We start from the raw sequence: 16,962 nt of genomic DNA on the forward strand, positions 1-16,962 counted from the left end.
TTGCTTCATACTCTGTATCTATGCCATTGTTATGGATTTTGAATTAGAAGCCGCTTTCATTAACAGATATGTGACGAAGAACAAGCGTCAACGGTACTTAGACTTCATTGGCGTTCCAAAAAAGCGCAAGGTTTTTCTTGAAATGCTTTGCCACGGCCAACACCTCGATAAGAGTATACTTAAGCGTATAGTAGGCAATAACAAAATGGCTATTCTTGCACATATTGCGAGAATGCCTAATAATACACGATGCTATATTATATCGGTTGATCCTGCATTAGATGGCCGGGATTTTACGGTTTCGTCTGCACTTGATGAGTTGCACCCATACATAGAAGGATCAATTCTGATTTTCGGATGCTGCGAAGCAGTTTATTATGTCGGAGAACCACCAAAAAACGAATGGTTGAATAGATAAACGGCGCTTGGCATAGCAGGTGCCGCTTTAGATCTGATCAAATACTTCTTACTTCTGAAATGAATTTGGATTTGTATTTTTCATAAATAATTAGATATTTGTCTAAATAACTAACAGTACTTGAACGCTCTCTTCAAAGCCCTCAACGACCCCACGCGCCGCGCCATTCTGGTGCTGCTGCGCGAGCAGCCACGCACGGCCGGGGAAATAGCCGACCACTTCCAGTTCTCGAAACCCACTATCAGCCACCACTTGGACTTGCTTCGCCAAGCCGACCTAGTAACCAGCGACAAACAAGGCCAATTCGTGACCTATACTCTTAACATGACTGTAGTAGACGAGCTGCTGGGCTGGCTGCTACAGTTCAAACCTAGTAACGATTCAAGTTTATGAAACCGAAACTCACCATCTGGAACTTGTTGGTTCTGCTGCTGCTCGTACTGCCCGTAGCATATCTGGTGTATACGTGGCCACTGCTGCCGGCTCAGATTCCAACGCACTTCAGTGCAGCGGGCGCAGCCAACGGATTCACGGCGAAAGAAAACATCTGGTTGCTGTGTCTGGGAATGCCGTTGGGTACCTATCTACTGCTAGCATTCCTGCCTCGCCTCGACCCTAAAAAGCGCCTTGATACCAGCAGCGTAAACTACCAGAAGCTGCTGCTAGCCTTGGTGGGCCTAACGAGCGGGCTAGCCGTATTTAGCCTGTATGCCGCGCTGCATCCGGCGGTGCAGCCGGGTAGAGGGTTGGCCGTTATCATGGGCGTATTCTTTGCCCTGATGGGCAATTACCTGACCACCGTGCAGCCCAACTATTTTGTGGGGTTCAAGACGCCATGGGCCCTAGAGTTTCCGCTTATCTGGGCGCGTACGCATCGGCTGGGAGGTAGGCTATTTTTTGCCACCGGTGGGTTGAGCGCCTTGCTGGGCCTAGTAGGGTCAGCTGAAATAGCAATGGCAGTACTGCTCGTAGGCGTATTGGGTACAGTGGTGGCCGTGTATGCCTATTCCTATTGGCTATATCAGCAGGAAGTGAAGCAAGCCCGGGCCCATTAGTCTAACTATAGGCACACAACCTCAACAAAAAGAGCCGCCCGGTAAGGCGGCTCTTTTTGTTACGTGTCGTTTCAGTGGGCAACAAGAGACTATAGCTCCACCGCTTTGGTATTGTCTTCCAGCGTCCGGTCTACCAGCATGTGGTAGGGGTCGACGCCAGCTTTGGCGGGCTTTTTCGGCACAATGAACTCCAGGTGGTTGGTGCCCGCGTGCAGGCGGCGCTTCGTCATGGCTAGTGGCAGCACAGGCATTTTTTCTTTGCCTTGCTCCGGGAAAACGGCCACCGGCACCCAGTCCTGATACTTCGCGTCGCGCTCATTGCCGAGGCTATCGGCGTAAAACTTCCGCGACTCAATAGTCATCTTCACCTTGTACTGGCCGTTCGGCAGCTTCTGGGCGGTAGCAGCCGTCATGCGGTTGTCGTAGAGTGTGATGTTCTCGAACATGTCCTTTACTAGGTACTGCAACGAGTCGGGGGTAGCGCGCTTGATGTAGCCCAGAAACTCGGTGGAGTTAGTGAAGGGCGGGCCCTGGTAGGCCACAGCTTTCGTGTACTCCTTCAGCGCCGCGTTCAGCTTGGCTTCCCCGATGTAGTCGGCCAGGGCATACATTACCACTGAGCCTTTGCGGTAATGGATATAGGGCTGGTTTTCTACCTGGGCCAGCGGCACTTCCTTTTTGCGCTCCGAGGAGCGGCCGCCTAGGTAGCTGTTCAGCTCATACTTCAGAAACTTCTGCATCGTGTGCGCACCGTAATGGTGCTTCATCACCATCAAAGCCGCGTACTGCGAGAGGGTTTCCGACATGAGCGTCGAGCCCTGCACATCGCCCCCAATTACCTGGTGGGCCCACCATTGGTGCGCTACCTCATGCGAGGTCACGTAGAAGGGGTAGTCGATGTCGTCGGGGTTCTTGTCATCCACATCGGCAATGAACCCGATGCTTTCCGAGAACGGAATGGTATTGGCGAAACTCTGGGCAAACGAGGCGTACTGCGGAAACTCCAGAATACGCACCTGCCGGTGCTGGTAGGGGCTGAAGTTGCGCGAGAAATAACTCAACGACTCCTTCACGCCCTTCACCATGCGGTCGAGGTTGTACTCGTGGCCGGGATGATAATAGATTTCAATCGGGATGGTGCGCTGGCCCACGGAATCCACCCACTGGTCTTTTTTCACGGCGTAGCGGGCCGAGAGGAAGGAGTAGAAGTTGAGCATGGGCCGGTCCATCTTATAGTGGAAGTAGCGGCGGCCATCTGTGGTCCATTCCTTCTGCAAGTAGCCGGGCGCAACGGCTACTTGGTCGGGAGAGGTGCTAACGGTGGTTTCAAAGCGAATCCAATCCGAGTCGTGGCTGATATAGGTGTTCTGCCGCGCCTTCAGGTCATTTACGCGGGCCATGCGGGGCTTGGGCTGCAAGTCGTTGCGCTTGCGCACATCATCGTCGCCTAGCTCCCGATTTTCCGAATACCCCAAGGAAGGCAGGTAGCTGCTGTTGAAAAACGTGCCGTTGTACACGATGCTCGTGTTGGAGCCACTGTTCGGGAAGCCTTTCTCCTCATACGCTACCTCAAGGTTCAGGCGCAGCGAGTCGCCGGGAGCCAGGGGCTGGCCCAAGCGGTAAATGCGGTAGAGGTAGGCCGAGTCGTTCAGTACTAGGGTAGCGCCGGGCCCAAAGTCGAGCTTCCGGATGCGGGCGTCCTGCGGAATGGTTACGTGCACCGAATCGAGCGGCCGGCTGGTTTTATTTTGCAGCACAAAGTAGCCCGTGAAGTTCACCCGGCGCGCCTCCGGGAAGATGTCGGTGTTCAGGTTTACGGCCGTAATACGCGGCTGCGGAGCATTCAGGTAGCGGCGGTACTTCTTCTCGAAAGCGGCCTGCATCTGCTCTTCCGCCTTGGGCGTACGGTAGTCGTTCAGTACGTTGGTGTTGTAGAAGATAAAGCCTCCTGACACCAGTATCACCAACAGGCCCAGGCCGGCCGCTACCCAGGCTGGGCGCCGGAACCGCCGACCAGCTTCCTGGCGGCGCCAGCTTAAGGAGGCCTCCGTGCCCCGCACCCACAGCAGGTTGCTCAGCACCGCTAGCAGCACCGCAAAAGCCGCCCAGTACACCTTAAACCACACAAAGCCCTGCACAAAGTGACCATATCCGTTCATGGCCGAATACGGAATGTCGGGGTTTCCGCCGTAGTCGAGCAGGTGGTGGTTGAGGCCGAGCTGCCCGCGGAAGATGTTGGCAACATAGTACAGCACCATCACGAAGTGGCCCACATACTTGTTGTTTACCAGCACCTGCACCAGCATGGCCAGCACGCACAGCAGTAGGTAGTCGGGCAGTCGTCCGCCAAACAGTCCTTTAAGGTACAGCAGTGGCTCGTATTGGAAGTAGCCGTGCGCTGTTTGTATCAGCACGCCGCACACCAGCACCACCAGCAGCAACACCACCTGAATCAGGCCCAGGGCCATGAGCTTGGAAAAGAACGGCACCCAGTTGGGTACCGGTAACGAATCGGTGATTTGAGAAATGTTGGATTCCCGCTCCCGCCACACCAGCTCGCCGGAGTAATAGGTAATGATGATGAGCATGAACAGGGCAAAGTTGCCGCCCAGCGCATCCATGATTTCGTTGGTGACGGGAAACACCGTGGTGCCGTACATCTTGCCCACCTGGGTGCCGATTACGAGCAGATAAATAGCGCCCGAAGCCACAATGGCAATGAAATACACACTCCGCACAATACCGCGGAATTCCATCTTGGTCAGGCTCCACCATTGGCGCCAGCTCATGGCCGAAGTGAACAGCTGAGCAACCTTTGGGAGCTGCAATTGGGTAGGGGCGGGCATGGCGGCGGCTTGCGCCGCGGCGGCAGCTAGCGAAGCTGCTTTGCGTTTACCCGGTTTGGCCTCCGAAGCAAAGGCCGAGAAGCGGAACCGAGCAAAGCATAACGCCAGTAAGGCCAACGCCACACCGAGCCACACCCCGCGGTTCAGCAGGATGTATTTGCTCAGGGGCAGCAGCAGCGTGTTTTTCTCCGCAGGCGTCCAGTAGCGGGTAGTGAAGTAAATGGCGCCCGCCCCAAACGCATCCAGGGAAGAGGCCAGCACCTCATTGTCCATGTCGGAAAGGTAGGATTGGGCCACAATGTACCCTAGCAGCAGCACCACCGAGCCGATGTAGGTGCTCAGGATATTGCGCGTGAGTGTGGCCATCGTGAAGAACACTGCTCCTGAAAACAGCAGGTTTGGCAGCACCATAATCAGGTAAGGCCACACATAATGGCTCAGCTGCGTGGGCCCCAGCTTTTCGGGCTTGATCCAGGGCATAAGGGTAGCCAGCCAGATACCCAGCCCAATGCCCGTAAACACCACAATGGCCACCACAAACGAGCCCAGGAAGCGCCCGCCCAAATAGCCCCACTTGCTGATGGGGGTAGTGAAAAACAACGAGTGCGTTTTGTGCTCAAAGTCGCGGTACACGGAGTTGCTCATTAGGGCCGAAGCCACCAGCACCCCAATCCAGCTCAGTACCGAAATCATGGTGCTGATGGTGTGCGGCGCGTTAAGCTTCACGTTGGCATTGCCGCCAATGCTCACGCTGGAGCCCGGCAAACCACCTCCGGCCGCCGTCACCAGCAGAAACGCCATCAGCAAAAACAAGCCAAAGTAAATCCAGGTAGCGGGCCGCCGGAAGCGGTATTTCAGCTCAAAAAGGAATATGGGTAGAAACATACGGGAGGTAGAAAGTCAGATGGAAAAAGGAGGGAAGCGGCCGGCCCACTAGGGTCCGCCACAAGGCAAACCTCAGCTAACGGACGCCGGATAAAGCGTACCTGCGCCTATACCGCGGCGGCTTCTACCATCACCTTCCGCCCATTGATTTGGGCGAAGTACACATCTTCCAGGTCTGGGTTCACCTCTTCAAACGCGCCGTCGGGGCGGTCTTCGCTGAGTACGTGCACCACTGTTTTGCCCGCAAACAGGCGGGAGCTGATAACGTTGTGGTGGGTTTGCAGGGCCGCTAGCTCCGTTTTCTCTACCAACTTGCGCCACACGCGGCCGCGCAGCTCTTCCATTACCGTCAGCGGGTCGCCGTGCAGCAGTACTTGGCCTTTGTTGATGATGGCCATGTTGCGGCACAAATCCGACACGTCGCTGACGATGTGCGTGCTCAGAATCACGATGATGTTCTCGCCAATCTCGCTCAGCAGGTTATGAAAGCGGTTGCGCTCCGCAGGGTCGAGGCCGGCAGTGGGTTCATCCACGATAATCAGGCGCGGATTGCCGAGTAGGGCCTGCGCAATGCCAAAGCGCTGCTTCATGCCGCCGGAGTAGCCGCCCAGGTTTTTCTTGCGGGCTTCCCACAGGTTAGTTTGTTGGAGCAGGGCTTCCACAGCCTCTTTCCGCTCTTTTGCATTTCCTATCCCTTTCAGCACGGCCAAATGGTCGAGCAATTCCTCCGCCGATACGCGCGGGTACACGCCAAACTCCTGGGGCAGATAGCCCAGCACGCGCCGTACACTGTCTTTTTCACGCAGCACATCCAGGCCGTCCAGCAGTATGGAGCCGTGGTCGGGTTCCTGTAGCGTAGCAATGGTGCGCATCAGGCTGCTTTTGCCTGCGCCGTTGGGGCCCAGTAACCCGAACATGCCGGTCGGGATGGTGAGGCTGACGTCCTTCAGGGCTTGCGTGCCGTTGGGATAGGTTTTGGACAGATGCTCAATTACTAGGGCCATATCAGAGAGAAAGTGGGTAAATGATATACTGAAGGCGTTGTCCGGTACCACATCAATACCCCGCGGAACTGGGTAGGTGTCTGATGATGAGAATGTAAGATGCAGCTGGAAGGGCGCTAGGTAATATTATATAGCCCAATTCTAATGTTGGTGCATATTCAACCAACAGGCCACTATTGCCCCTCAAATGGCAGTGAGTGAGGGTTTAGCCGTGGTGCAAGGCTAGTAGGTAGAGTTGCTGTGCTGTAGTGGCGTAGGAGCTAGTTGCCGGAAAGGCAGAATCCTAAGGCATGATCAAAAATACCGCAGACAATTACAGCCATAAAACCGCAGTTTTGCTTGAAACTGCGGTTTTGTGGCTGTTTCTTCTATCTTTCCTGCTTCTCTGCACTTTTTTCCGCGTCCGTATGCGTCTGCTCCGCGACCTGAAGCTCGATGAGGTATTTGTCCTCGACATCGAAACCGTGCCTTGCGTGGGCTGCCACGACGATTTGCAGGAGATGCTGAAGGAGCTGTGGGAGCACAAATGCCACGCCCTGCGCCGCGAAAAAGGCTGGATTTCGCACCACGACCACATTGCGCCCCTGCCCGATGCGCTGCACGCCGCTTCGTTGTTTGAGCAGGCGGGCATCTATGCTGAGTTTGGGCGCGTGGTGTGCATTTCGGTGGGCCGCTTCCGGTACGCGCCTACCGGCGAGGCGTGCTTCAGCGTGAAGTCTTTTTATGGGCACGATGAGCGGAAGCTGTTGCTGGAATTCAGCAAGGCTATCAGTTACCGGCCACATTTCCGGCTGTGCGGACACAACGCCAAGGAGTTCGACTTTCCCTACATCTCGCGCCGCATGCTCATCAACGGGCTAGAGTTGCCGCCTCACCTGGATACCGCTGGCAAAAAGCCCTGGGAAGTACCCCACCTCGATACCATGGAGCTCTGGAAGTTCGGCGACCGGAAATCGTTTACATCGCTGAGCTTGCTGGCCGCCATGTTCGGCATCCCTACCCCCAAAGATGATATCCAAGGTAAGGATGTGGCCCGAGTATATTACGAGGAAAACGACTTGCCTCGCATTGCCCGCTATTGCCAGAAAGACATTATTACTACGGCGCGCCTGCTGCAGAAATTCCGGGGCGAACAGCCCTTCACTGACGACGCCATAGCTTACGCTGACGAAGAAACCGTGCTAATGCGCCGTACCTAAGAATTGTTTGGCGTGAAGGCCGCAGGCTAAACCACTGAACTACAAGCTCATTATATAAGAGCCTTTCTTCAGCTAGAGAAAGGCTTTTTTGTGTACGCGTGTATTTTACGTAATAATTCAAATAAAAAATTATACTTTACAATATGTTGGTTAGAAAGGGAAAGCTATACTTATGAAACAAACACAAGTACATTCATCTCATGCCTTCTTTACGGAAGATGTGCTGGCTCGCCTTGCGCTTGACACGCAGGAAAGCCTCACTGCCATTGGCAAGAGCCTGACGCAACTGGTTCCCCTAGTGGTTCGTGCGCTGGCTGGCCGCTCCAACGGCCCCGACGGTCCAGAAGCTATATGGCGCCTCAGCCGCGAAGCCTACGGCGCTAACGTGTTAGAAACAATATTTGGGGCTAGCCACACTGACTGGATAGCGCGCGGCGACACTATCATGCACGGGCTACTGGGCGAGTCCTATCACTTCACGGGCCTGCGGGTGGCCTCGGCAGCCGGTATCAGGGAAGCAACGGGGCATTATCTGCTGAGCTTAACCACCGTTGTGGCCCTGGGCATCGCCGGCGAGTATAGCCAGGAACATGGCTTCGATGCTATGGCATTGGCCCGTTGGCTACAGCAGGAAGAAGATACCATACGGCAGCTCCTGTTGGTTGGTAGTGCGCCCACAGCAGCAACTGCGGGCTCTGTGGTATTGCCGGAAGTAGCGCTGGGCGTGGGCACTTCTGATTCTGCTGTTGGGGCCTGGGCGGCTGCCGGTGCGGGTCGAACCTATACGCCTGCTACCCCTGCGGTAGCGGCGAAAAGCAACGGGCTGGTGTGGCAGGGAGGCTTACTGCTGCTCACAGCCGTCGGGCTGGGATATTTCTTTGGGCAGGGCAGCTTTTTCAGTATGGATGCCAAAGCAGGCCTAGCGACTACGGTGCAGGCTGCACCTACCACGGCCGCCGTACCAGATGGTGAGTCGGGAGGGCGCTACGATGCCACTTCCGGTAACTACATCTACGACACCGGCCAGCCAATCATCCTGCGCCTCGCCGATGGTACCACGCAGAAAGTAGGCGCTACTTCCACAGAAAATCGCCTCTATACCTTCCTGTCTGACCCAGCCATTGAAGTTGATTCCGTAAACCGCACCAAAGGCTGGATCAACTTCGACCGGGTGTATTTCGAAACCGGCCAGACGACCCTCACCGATGAATCGTTTCAGCAGCTGCGCAACGTGGCCAGTGTCCTGAAAACGTTTCCGAACTCCATTATCAAAATTGGCGGCTACACCGATAGCACTGGCAACTCCCTCAAAAACTTTCAACTCAGTGAAGACCGGGCCAAGACGGCCATGCTGGTACTTGCTACCCTCGGCGTCGACATAAACCGCATGCAGGCCAAAGGCTATGGCGGCAAGTACTTCGTTACGCCTAACACGACCCCCGAAGGCCGCGCCCTCAACCGCCGAATTAGCATCCGGGTGGTTAAAAAGTGAAGGTTAGATTACTTAGTGGGCCTAGTCGCATGGCTTCGGCTTAGGCTAATTCCAGCGCCTTCACCAGCACGGCATTGTGCTGCTTTTGCATATCGGGTAGGGCGTTTTCTACCACCACATCGGGCTGCACCCCCAGGTCTTCCAGCGGCTGGCCCAAGGTAGTGGTGTAGCGTTGGTGGGAGAATGTCACATCAAGGCCATTGGGCAGCTGCACACTGTACATATAGGAGAGCATGCCCTTGGTGGCAGTACCTACCTGCGTTACCTGTGGTAGCTGCGTGAGGACATTGCCCTTAATGTAACCCTAGCCCCCGCAACGGTCCTAACCGTGCCGCTTGCAGTTGCTTACCAGCCACACGCCAGAGCTCCGGCAACGAAAAAGCGCCTCTGCCGGAAGGCAGAGGCGCTTTGATAGATTTTACAACCTAGAACGGTTACAGAATCCCAGCTACTAGGCCCGGAAGTACGCCCAACACGACCGTCAGCAACGCAAGCAGGAGCAAAGCCGCCGACTGAAACGTGGTTACCGGAACTGGAGTGGCAGTTGTTACATCGGGGTTGCGCATGTACATGGCAATGATGGGGCGCAGGTAGTAGTAAATGCTCACCATCGACATCACCACCGCAAACACCACCAACCCAATGTAGCCATTCTCCACCGCTGCTGAGAAGACAAAGAACTTACCGAAGAAGCCACCCGTGAGCGGAATACCGGCCAAAGAAAGCATGGCTACCGTCAGGACGAAGGCCAGAAGAGGGTTCGTTTTTGCCAAGCCAGTAAGTCCGTTATAATCTTCCCGCGAACGGGAATCAGCTACTAGTTTAAGCACCCCAAAGGCGGCTACAGTGGCAATAGAATACGCCAAGGAATAAAAGAAAATGCCGTTAGCCGAGGCCCCTTCCAGTTGCCCATTGAACGCTACCAACCCGATGAGCAGGTAGCCCGCGTGCGATACGCTGGAGTATGCCAGCATGCGTTTGAGGCTGGTTTGCGCAACCGCCCCCACGTTTCCGATGAGCAAAGTAAGCACACACATAGCGGTAAGCGTAGGCAGCCACACCCCCTGGGCCGAAGCCGCGGGGAAAGCCTGCACCAGCAGTTTCAGGAAAGCCGCAAAGCCAGCGGTTTTCACCACGGTGCTCATGAAAGCAGTGAAGAAGGTGGGGGTGCCCTCGTACACATCCGGTGTCCAGAAGTGGAACGGAGCGGCCGAAACCTTAAAGCCAATACCAATCAGCATCATCAGCATGCCGATGTACAGCATGGGCGTTAGGGAAGCATTAGATGGGTTTTGCACCGCAAAGCTGATGTCGCGGAGCACAAACGTGCCGGTAGCACCATATACCAGTGCCATGCCGAAGAGCAGGATGCCGGTCGCAAAGGCCCCCATCAGGAAGTACTTCAGGGCGGCTTCGTTGGAGCGTAGGTTTCGCTTATCAGACCCCGCCAGCACGTACATGGCAATACTTAGCGTCTCGATGCCCAGAAACAGCATCAGCAGGTGGTTATAAGCTACCATCATGATAGCGCCTACCAGCGAGAACAAGAGCAGGGAATAATACTCCGCCAGATTTGCTTCTCCATCGCGCACGTAATGCTGCGAGAAAGGAATCAGCAAGAGGGCCGTCAGGACAACAATACCAGTGAAAGCCACCGAGAAGTTGTCAATAAGCAGCATGTCGTTGAAGTACGACTGCGACGTGCCCCAATCCAGGAAGTTAACGCCGAACACCACCGCCAGCATGAGCATGGCCGCAGGCAGCAGAAGCCGGTTGGAGCGGCGGAAACCTAAGAAGAGGTTACCGAGGCCAAGAACGGAAAGCAGAATGATTGAATTCATTAGCGTAGGAGGTAGCCGGGGCCGGAGCCGCGGGCTGCCGTCAGTTTAGCGTTTTACTACCTCGTTCAGAATCTGCATCACACTACCTTCCGATAGGTGCAGGAAAGTATTAGGGAACAAGCCAATCCAGAATACCAACACGATGAGCGGGACCAGAAGGGCTAGCTCCGCGCCACTGAGGTCGGTGAATGTAGCGGTATGAGCCGAGTCTGGACCTAGCATAACGCGCTGGAACATGCGCAGCAAGTACACGGCTCCCAGAATGATGGTAACACCAGCTACCGCTCCCATCCAGGCGTTGTATTGGTACACTCCGGCTAGCAGCAGGAACTCGCCCACAAAGCCATTGGTGAGCGGCAAGGCCACTGTGCCCAGCAGCAGCACCAGGAAACACACCGTTAGGATTGGTGCCTGGCGGGTGAGACCACCCAGGTCGGCAATGTTGCGGGTGCCGGTACGGCGCTCAATGGCATCGGCAATGAAGAACATGCCCACCACGTTGACACCGTGCGCCAGCATCTGAATGCTGGCACCCTGCATGCCTAGTTGCGTCAGAGAGAACACCCCGGCAATCATCAGACCCACGTGCGAAAGCGAAGAATAGGCAATAAGCCGCTTCACGTCCTGCTGCCGAATTGCAATGATAGCTCCGTAGATGATGCCGATAACTGCCAGAATCAGCACCAGGTTTTGCCAGTAATCAGTGCCTAGGGGCAGTACCGGAATCAACCAGCGCATACAGCCGTAGATACCCATTTTCAGCATAATGCCCGAAAGCAGCATAGTGGCCGGAGCCGGAGCCTCAGTGTAGGTATCGGGCTGCCAGGTATGGAACGGGAAGATGGGCATCTTCACGGCGAAGGCCGCGAAAATCAGCCAGAACAGCCACAGCTGCGTTTCGGCGGGCAGATTCAGGCTGTAAAAGGAAGCCAACTCCGAGTTGTGAGCTGATAAGCCGTTTGCGGCCGGACCCGTCTGGAAGTAGAGGTACACAAAGCCCGCTAGCATAAACAGCGAGCCGACAATGGTGTAGAGGAAAAACTTGAACGTAACCTTGGCGCGGTTCTCGCCGCCCCAAACACCCGCCAGGAAGTAAATCGGAATCAGTGCTACTTCCCACATAAAGTAGAATAGGAAGGCATCCTGCGCCGTGAATACGCCAATCAGGCCGGTTTCCATAAACAGCACCAGCGCATAGAAAACACTTTCGTTCTCAAAATTGCGGCGGAAGGCAGCCAGCAGGATAATCGGAACCAGGAAGGTGGTAAGCAGCACCAACAGCAGGCTGAGGCCATCCATACCTACATGGAAGTTGATGCCTGCGGAGGCAATCCAGGGGTAGTTGGCTTCAAATTGAGCCGCAGCTGAGTTTCCCAAGGCCAAACTGGCACCAGAGAAACCAGCGGCATAAAGCGCGATGGCAAATTCAACCAGCGCCGCGCCAAACGCCGCGACCCGGGCCGCACGACCTTTAAAGAAGTGCAGCAGCAGGGCGGCCGCCACGGGCCAGAGTAGGAGAAGGACAGTCAGCATTAGCTAATCAGGTTATTCCAATGACGTCTGCACCGGAAGGAAGCAACCGCTTCCTTATCAGCAGGCGACAGTTTCAGCGCAAGTTGAAGAGCAGCAAACCATCCGATGATAGTCCAGCCCAAAAGCAGATTTAAAAGAAGTATGGTGCCTGCATTCTGCTGTTCGCGGCCGAAAATGGCGGGCATGAAATAGCCAGCCAAAAGGAGGAAGATTCCGACCGGAGAGAAGCCGAATTCCATGGTGTCCGCTAGAAGCAAAATGCCAAGCATATGCTTAAAACTTCATAAAGTTCAGCGCCAGCACCAGCACAATGCCCACTACCATCAGGATGAGGTAGGTTTCCACGGAACCGGTTTGCACATAGCGAAGTAATTGCCCGCCACCCATGGTCATGCGGCCTAAGCCATTCACGATGGGGTCGATGATGCCGTTTTCCACGAAGCGGTAGAGGCCGCGCGAAAGGCCCATGATGGGGCGAACGAACAGCGCGTTATACAGCTCGTCGATGTAGTATTTGTGGTACACCAGATTCTCGGGAGCCGAGCGCTGGGCTTCATCTTCAGCTGGGCGCACGCCGCGGCTTACGTACTGCACGTAGGCCAGAATAATACCCAGCACGCCAGCCCCTACTGAAAGGCCGATGAGCATGTACTCGGTGGCATGATCAACCTCAGCGCCGAAGGCTTCCGGGTTAATGCGCTGCGAATAGGTGAAGAGTGGCGCGAGGTAATCGGCTAGGTAGCCTTTGCCCAGGAACAGTGGTGCGTTCATAAAACCACCTACAGCTGCCAAAATAGCCAGCACGATAAGCGGCAGCGTCATGGAAGCGGGCGACTCGTGCAGGTGGTGCTTCTGCTCTGCGGTGCCGCGGAACTCGCCGAAGAAGGTCAGGAACAGCAGACGGAACATATAAAACGCCGTTAGGAAAGCGGTAAACAGGCCTACTGCATACAACACTTTGCTGTGCTGATAGACGTGCAGCAGAATTTCATCTTTAGAGAAGAAGCCCGAGAAAGGCGGAATGCCCGCAATAGCCAAGCAGCCCACCAGAAAGGTGATAAACGTGATGGGCAACGATTTGCGCAAACCGCCCATGCGGCGCATATCCTGCTCATTGCTCATGGCATGAATCACGGAGCCGGCGCCCAGGAACATCAGGGCCTTGAAGAAGGCGTGCGTCAGGACGTGGAACAGGGACGTACTGTAACCCATTACGCCCAGAGCCAGGAACATGTAGCCGAGCTGCGAAACGGTGGAGTAGGCCAGCACCTTTTTGATGTCGTTCTGGGCCAGGCCGATGGTAGCGGCAAATAGCGCGGTAGCGCCGCCGATGATGGCAATAACCTCAAGCGTATCGGGGGCGAGCGTGAAGAGCACATTCGCGCGGATGATCATATAAATACCCGCCGTCACCATGGTAGCCGCGTGAATCAGGGCCGATACGGGGGTAGGGCCGGCCATTGCGTCGGGTAGCCAGGTATAAAGCGGCAACTGGGCCGATTTACCGGTAGCGCCCACGAACAGCAACAGCGTAATTACCGTGACGATGCTTGCCGTGTAGTCGCCAAACTGGCCTAGTGAAGCCTTCTGAAAGACCTCGCCAAACTGTACCGAACCGAAGGCGCGGTAAATCAGGAAGATGCCAAGCAGGAAGCCCAGGTCGCCCACACGGTTAATAATGAAGGCTTTCTTGGCGGCGTTGTTGTAGCTGGTATTCTTATTCCAGAAGCCAATGAGCAGGTAAGAGCAGAGGCCTACGCCTTCCCAGCCTATGAACAAAATCACGAAGTTGGCGCCCAGCACCAGCACCAGCATGCTGAACACAAACAGGTTCAGGAAGCTGAAAAACTTGCCCACGTTTTCATCGTGGTGCATGTAGCCAATGCTGTACACGTGAATCAGGAACCCGACGCCCGTCACGAGCAGCAGCATAATCAGGCTGAGCTGGTCGATTTGGTAGGAGAAGGGGATATGCATGGTACCTACCCGAATCCACTCAAACAGTGTGACGGTGTAAGGGTACTGGAAGGTAGCAAACAGGGTGGCCGAAATCAGGAACGAGCCTAACACAGCCGCTGAGCTGATAACGCCTGCCACCGTACCGGAAAGGCGCCGGTTCAGGAGCCCGTTGATGAGAAAGCCCAGGAACGGCAACAGCGGAATCAGCACGTACAGGAAGAGCGGGTACGGAGCGCCGGCAGCGGGGATTACTTGTTCTTGCATAGGTTGGGGGCTTGGGCTCCTGGGGCGGCTGACTAGGTAGGCAAACAGCGTAAACTGCGTGCCCGGCCTGAAGTCTTCGGCTCCAGAATCCTAACTCAGAACTTCAGTCGGTTAAGCAGATTGACGTCGGTATTCTGGAGGTTGCGGTAAATCATCACGATGATAGCCAAGCCCACTGCCACTTCGGCGGCGGCCACGGCCATGATGAAGAACACGAAAATCTGTCCGTTTGGGTCAGCGCGATACGCCGAAAAGGCCGTCAGCAGCACGTTCACGGCATTGAGCATCAGCTCTATGCACATGAAGATGATGATGGCATTACGCCTTGTGAGCACCCCCAGCACGCCAATCGAAAAAAGAGCCGTGGCGAAGAAGACGTAGTATTGTAGAGGTACCGTTTGGATAACCTGCGGTATGTTCTGATCCATGCAGTAAGGCTGACGGCGAAAGGACGTCCCGTTTTACGGATGAGGTAGGGACAACTAGCCGGCAAAGGTATCCTGAAAATCGGAAAACGCCACCCTTAAAATTGGCGTAGCTACGCGCTAAATCAGCTTATCTGCTAGGTGCCAGCCAAGGCTAAGCCACCGGCCTGCTACTACGCGCGCCAAACGGCCTCCTGCGCATGTGCCCAAGTGAAAAGCCAGAGGCTGGATTGATACAACACGTTACCTTCGTTCTATTCACCACCAACTGCACTTAAATGAGCATTACCATTAGCAGCCTAGCCGAGCTTCAGCGCTATGAAGGCCACGAGTTAGGCGTATCAAATCCGCATACTATCACGCAGGAGCAAATCAACCAGTTTGCGGCCGCTACCCTTGATTTTCAGTGGATCCATCTGGATGCGGAGCGAGCTCGTGTGGAGTCTCCGTTTGGGGCTACCATTGCCCACGGCTACCTCACGGTATCGTTGCTACCCTATCTCTGGACGCAAATCGTGACGATTGAGAACCTGAAGATGCAGGTGAATTATGAAGTGGAAAGCTTGCGCTTTAATCAGGCCGTGGTAGTGGATAGCCAAGTGCAGTTGCGGGCCAAGCTGCTTTCCGTAAAAGATTTGCGCGGCATTGCCAAAGCCCGCATTGAGGTAACGCTGGAAGTTATTGGCAGCCGTAAGCCAGCGTACACGGGCATCATTACCTTCCTATATCACTTCAACTAGGCTAGCAGTACTGGGCAAAGTTTCCCGCCATTTTACTACCCCTTCTATACTCAGCAACCCCTTTTTAGCCAGTATTTTTTGGTTAGAAGGAGGGTTGCTGAGTATAGAAGGGGTAGTAAATGAGGGGAAGCGAAGTCGGCCAAATTATTTTCTTTCGGAATAAAGTATTTTCCTGTTGCCCGCGTCTTTCAGGGCAGAATGGATACCATCGCCCTACCACTCGACGCCTCACGCATGACGGCCGGCCACCAGGACCTGCAGATACAGGAAGCCGTGCGCACCCAACGCACCCGGCTGTTGGCCTTTATCCGCCGCCGTATTCCGGATGAAGCCGAAGCCGAGGATGTACTGCAGGATGTATTTGCCGAGCTAGTAGAAAGCTACCGCATGCTGAAGCCTGTGGAGCAGGCCGCCGCATGGCTGTTCCGGGTGGCACGCAACAAAATCACCGACCTCTACCGCCGCAAACGCCCTACTTCTTTGGAAGAAGAACTAGCCCGGGGGCTTGATGAGGAGGAAAGCACACTGTTGCTGGCTGATATTCTGCCCGCGCCAGATGATGCACCCGAAAACCGGCTGCTGCGCGAAACCCTTATGGAAGCCCTAACGGATGCGCTTGCAGAACTACCTGCTGCCCAACGGCAGGTATTTATCTGGCATGAGCTGGAAGACAAAAGCTTCCGCGAGATGGAAGCCGAAACGGGCGTGCCGCTCAAAACCCTGATTTCGCGCAAGCACTACGCCGTACAGCACCTGCGCAAACGCCTCCAGACGCTGTACACGGAGCTGTTTACCGATTAAGCACACCCGCTTACGCATGAGGCATTACGTTGCTGCAACTGCCCGTGCCTGCGCTTGGACTACTAAATTCCCTACTAAAATGAACCGCTCTTCCTGGCTGCTTCGCGGCCTCAAATTCCTGCTCTTCGGAGCGCTACTGGTTGCTGTGGCTGGCTTCGTGACCATGAGCCTCTGGAACTGGCTGATTCCCTCCCTGTTTAATGGGCCTTACATCACGTTTTGGCAAACCTTGGGGCTGCTAGTGCTTTCCCGCATTCTGTTTGGAGGCTTCCGAGGTGGCCGTGCCGGCGGTTGGGCCCGCCACCGCCGGGCATGGCGGCAGAAAATGGAGTCGCGCATGGCCCACCTAACTCCCGAGGAACAAGAGAAATTCCGGCAAAAGATGCGCGCCAGCTGTGGCCCCGCCTGGTTGCGCCGCCAGCCCGCTGAAGACACGCAGACTGCTCCAATGCCCTAATAGCTTGCGGGGCAAGCCCCACTACTAAACGCAACGAAGCCCG

16 protein-coding genes are annotated in these 16,962 nt (G+C 55.3%); 8 read left to right on the plus strand and 8 right to left on the minus strand.

Annotation, left to right across the window (positions count from 1 at the left end; genetic code table 11):
- The 3 genes from ACYVGU_RS00245 to ACYVGU_RS00255 all read left to right on the plus strand — a co-directional run.
- Positions 1-418: hypothetical protein (locus ACYVGU_RS00245; protein ID WP_460620426.1), on the plus strand; the 418-nt coding region annotated here is incomplete at its 5' end.
- A 120-nt stretch (positions 419-538) separates the two neighbouring features.
- On the plus strand, positions 539-811 hold the full coding sequence (locus ACYVGU_RS00250) for an autorepressor SdpR family transcription factor (protein WP_460620427.1): 273 nt from the start codon (positions 539-541) through the stop codon (positions 809-811).
- Positions 808-1,473, plus strand: coding sequence for an SdpI family protein (locus ACYVGU_RS00255; protein ID WP_460620428.1), 666 nt, complete (start codon positions 808-810; stop codon positions 1,471-1,473). Before ACYVGU_RS00250 ends, ACYVGU_RS00255 begins: the two co-directional genes overlap by 4 nt.
- Before the next feature lie 89 nt (positions 1,474-1,562).
- Here the strand turns inward: ACYVGU_RS00255 and ACYVGU_RS00260 are convergent, their stop codons facing one another.
- Together ACYVGU_RS00260 and ACYVGU_RS00265 are read right to left on the minus strand one after the other, a co-directional pair.
- The gene (locus tag ACYVGU_RS00260; protein WP_460620429.1) at positions 1,563-5,204 is read right to left on the minus strand and encodes an ABC transporter permease/M1 family aminopeptidase; all 3,642 of its coding nucleotides are present in this window, start codon (positions 5,202-5,204) and stop codon (positions 1,563-1,565) included.
- A gap of 107 nt (positions 5,205-5,311) precedes the next feature.
- The gene (locus ACYVGU_RS00265; RefSeq protein ID WP_460613065.1) at positions 5,312-6,208 is read right to left on the minus strand and encodes an ABC transporter ATP-binding protein; all 897 of its coding nucleotides are present in this window, start codon (positions 6,206-6,208) and stop codon (positions 5,312-5,314) included.
- 407 nt (positions 6,209-6,615) lie between these two features.
- Between ACYVGU_RS00265 and ACYVGU_RS00270 the strand changes: the two genes are divergently transcribed.
- Both ACYVGU_RS00270 and ACYVGU_RS00275 read left to right on the plus strand, forming a co-directional pair.
- A complete protein-coding gene (locus ACYVGU_RS00270; RefSeq protein WP_460620430.1) occupies positions 6,616-7,407 on the plus strand; it encodes a 3'-5' exonuclease in 792 nt (263 codons plus the stop codon).
- Positions 7,408-7,579: 172 nt separating this feature from the next.
- Positions 7,580-8,899 (plus strand): OmpA family protein, encoded by a 1,320-nt coding sequence (locus ACYVGU_RS00275; RefSeq protein WP_460620431.1) that lies wholly within the window; start codon positions 7,580-7,582, stop codon positions 8,897-8,899.
- A gap of 40 nt (positions 8,900-8,939) precedes the next feature.
- On the opposite strand, the gene ACYVGU_RS00280 is transcribed toward ACYVGU_RS00275, so the two are convergent.
- The 6 genes from ACYVGU_RS00280 to nuoK all read right to left on the minus strand — a co-directional run bounded on the left by ACYVGU_RS00280 (position 8,940) and on the right by nuoK (position 14,924).
- Positions 8,940-9,134, minus strand: coding sequence for a S41 family peptidase (locus ACYVGU_RS00280; protein WP_460620432.1), 195 nt, complete (start codon positions 9,132-9,134; stop codon positions 8,940-8,942).
- Between the two features lie 199 nt (positions 9,135-9,333).
- A complete protein-coding gene (locus ACYVGU_RS00285; protein WP_460613062.1) occupies positions 9,334-10,740 on the minus strand; it encodes an NADH-quinone oxidoreductase subunit N in 1,407 nt (468 codons plus the stop codon).
- A 45-nt stretch (positions 10,741-10,785) separates the two neighbouring features.
- Positions 10,786-12,273, minus strand: a complete 1,488-nt coding sequence (locus ACYVGU_RS00290; protein ID WP_460620433.1) for a complex I subunit 4 family protein — start codon at positions 12,271-12,273, stop codon at positions 10,786-10,788.
- Positions 12,273-12,512, minus strand: coding sequence for a superinfection immunity protein (locus ACYVGU_RS00295; RefSeq protein WP_460620434.1), 240 nt, complete (start codon positions 12,510-12,512; stop codon positions 12,273-12,275). Before ACYVGU_RS00295 ends, ACYVGU_RS00290 begins: the two co-directional genes overlap by 1 nt.
- Positions 12,513-12,546: 34 nt before the next feature.
- Positions 12,547-14,496 carry an NADH-quinone oxidoreductase subunit L gene (nuoL, locus tag ACYVGU_RS00300; protein ID WP_460620435.1) on the minus strand — a complete coding sequence of 650 codons (1,950 nt, stop codon included), beginning with the start codon at positions 14,494-14,496 and terminating at the stop codon, positions 12,547-12,549.
- Positions 14,497-14,591: 95 nt separating this feature from the next.
- Positions 14,592-14,924: an NADH-quinone oxidoreductase subunit NuoK gene (nuoK, locus tag ACYVGU_RS00305; protein WP_460613058.1), complete on the minus strand. Its 333-nt coding sequence runs from the start codon at positions 14,922-14,924 to the stop codon at positions 14,592-14,594.
- 275 nt (positions 14,925-15,199) lie between these two features.
- On the opposite strand from nuoK, the gene ACYVGU_RS00310 reads away from it, so the two are divergent.
- From ACYVGU_RS00310 to ACYVGU_RS00320, 3 genes are all read left to right on the plus strand, one after another.
- Positions 15,200-15,661 carry a MaoC family dehydratase gene (locus tag ACYVGU_RS00310; RefSeq protein WP_460613057.1) on the plus strand — a complete coding sequence of 154 codons (462 nt, stop codon included), beginning with the start codon at positions 15,200-15,202 and terminating at the stop codon, positions 15,659-15,661.
- Between the two features lie 198 nt (positions 15,662-15,859).
- Positions 15,860-16,462: an RNA polymerase sigma factor gene (locus ACYVGU_RS00315; protein ID WP_460613056.1), complete on the plus strand. Its 603-nt coding sequence runs from the start codon at positions 15,860-15,862 to the stop codon at positions 16,460-16,462.
- Between the two features lie 79 nt (positions 16,463-16,541).
- The gene (locus ACYVGU_RS00320; RefSeq protein WP_460613055.1) at positions 16,542-16,919 is read left to right on the plus strand and encodes a hypothetical protein; all 378 of its coding nucleotides are present in this window, start codon (positions 16,542-16,544) and stop codon (positions 16,917-16,919) included.
- The last annotated feature ends 43 nt before the right edge of the window (positions 16,920-16,962 follow it).

This window comes from Hymenobacter tenuis (assembly GCF_054780495.1).

What these genes read in the sequence shown, in the direction of transcription:
- ACYVGU_RS00255 (WP_460620428.1), top strand. Translation starts at nt 808, where the DNA reads ATGAAACCGAAACTCACCATCTGGAACTTGTTGGTTCTGCTGCTGCTC.
- ACYVGU_RS00260 (WP_460620429.1), bottom strand. Translation starts at nt 5,204, where the DNA reads ATGTTTCTACCCATATTCCTTTTTGAGCTGAAATACCGCTTCCGGCGG.
- ACYVGU_RS00265 (WP_460613065.1), bottom strand. Translation starts at nt 6,208, where the DNA reads ATGGCCCTAGTAATTGAGCATCTGTCCAAAACCTATCCCAACGGCACG.
- ACYVGU_RS00270 (WP_460620430.1), top strand. Translation starts at nt 6,616, where the DNA reads ATGCGTCTGCTCCGCGACCTGAAGCTCGATGAGGTATTTGTCCTCGAC.
- ACYVGU_RS00275 (WP_460620431.1), top strand. Translation starts at nt 7,580, where the DNA reads ATGAAACAAACACAAGTACATTCATCTCATGCCTTCTTTACGGAAGAT.
- ACYVGU_RS00280 (WP_460620432.1), bottom strand. Translation starts at nt 9,134, where the DNA reads ATGCTCTCCTATATGTACAGTGTGCAGCTGCCCAATGGCCTTGATGTG.
- ACYVGU_RS00285 (WP_460613062.1), bottom strand. Translation starts at nt 10,740, where the DNA reads ATGAATTCAATCATTCTGCTTTCCGTTCTTGGCCTCGGTAACCTCTTC.
- ACYVGU_RS00290 (WP_460620433.1), bottom strand. Translation starts at nt 12,273, where the DNA reads ATGCTGACTGTCCTTCTCCTACTCTGGCCCGTGGCGGCCGCCCTGCTG.
- ACYVGU_RS00295 (WP_460620434.1), bottom strand. Translation starts at nt 12,512, where the DNA reads ATGGAATTCGGCTTCTCTCCGGTCGGAATCTTCCTCCTTTTGGCTGGC.
- nuoL (WP_460620435.1), bottom strand. Translation starts at nt 14,496, where the DNA reads ATGCAAGAACAAGTAATCCCCGCTGCCGGCGCTCCGTACCCGCTCTTC.
- nuoK (WP_460613058.1), bottom strand. Translation starts at nt 14,924, where the DNA reads ATGGATCAGAACATACCGCAGGTTATCCAAACGGTACCTCTACAATAC.
- ACYVGU_RS00310 (WP_460613057.1), top strand. Translation starts at nt 15,200, where the DNA reads ATGAGCATTACCATTAGCAGCCTAGCCGAGCTTCAGCGCTATGAAGGC.
- ACYVGU_RS00315 (WP_460613056.1), top strand. Translation starts at nt 15,860, where the DNA reads ATGGATACCATCGCCCTACCACTCGACGCCTCACGCATGACGGCCGGC.
- ACYVGU_RS00320 (WP_460613055.1), top strand. Translation starts at nt 16,542, where the DNA reads ATGAACCGCTCTTCCTGGCTGCTTCGCGGCCTCAAATTCCTGCTCTTC.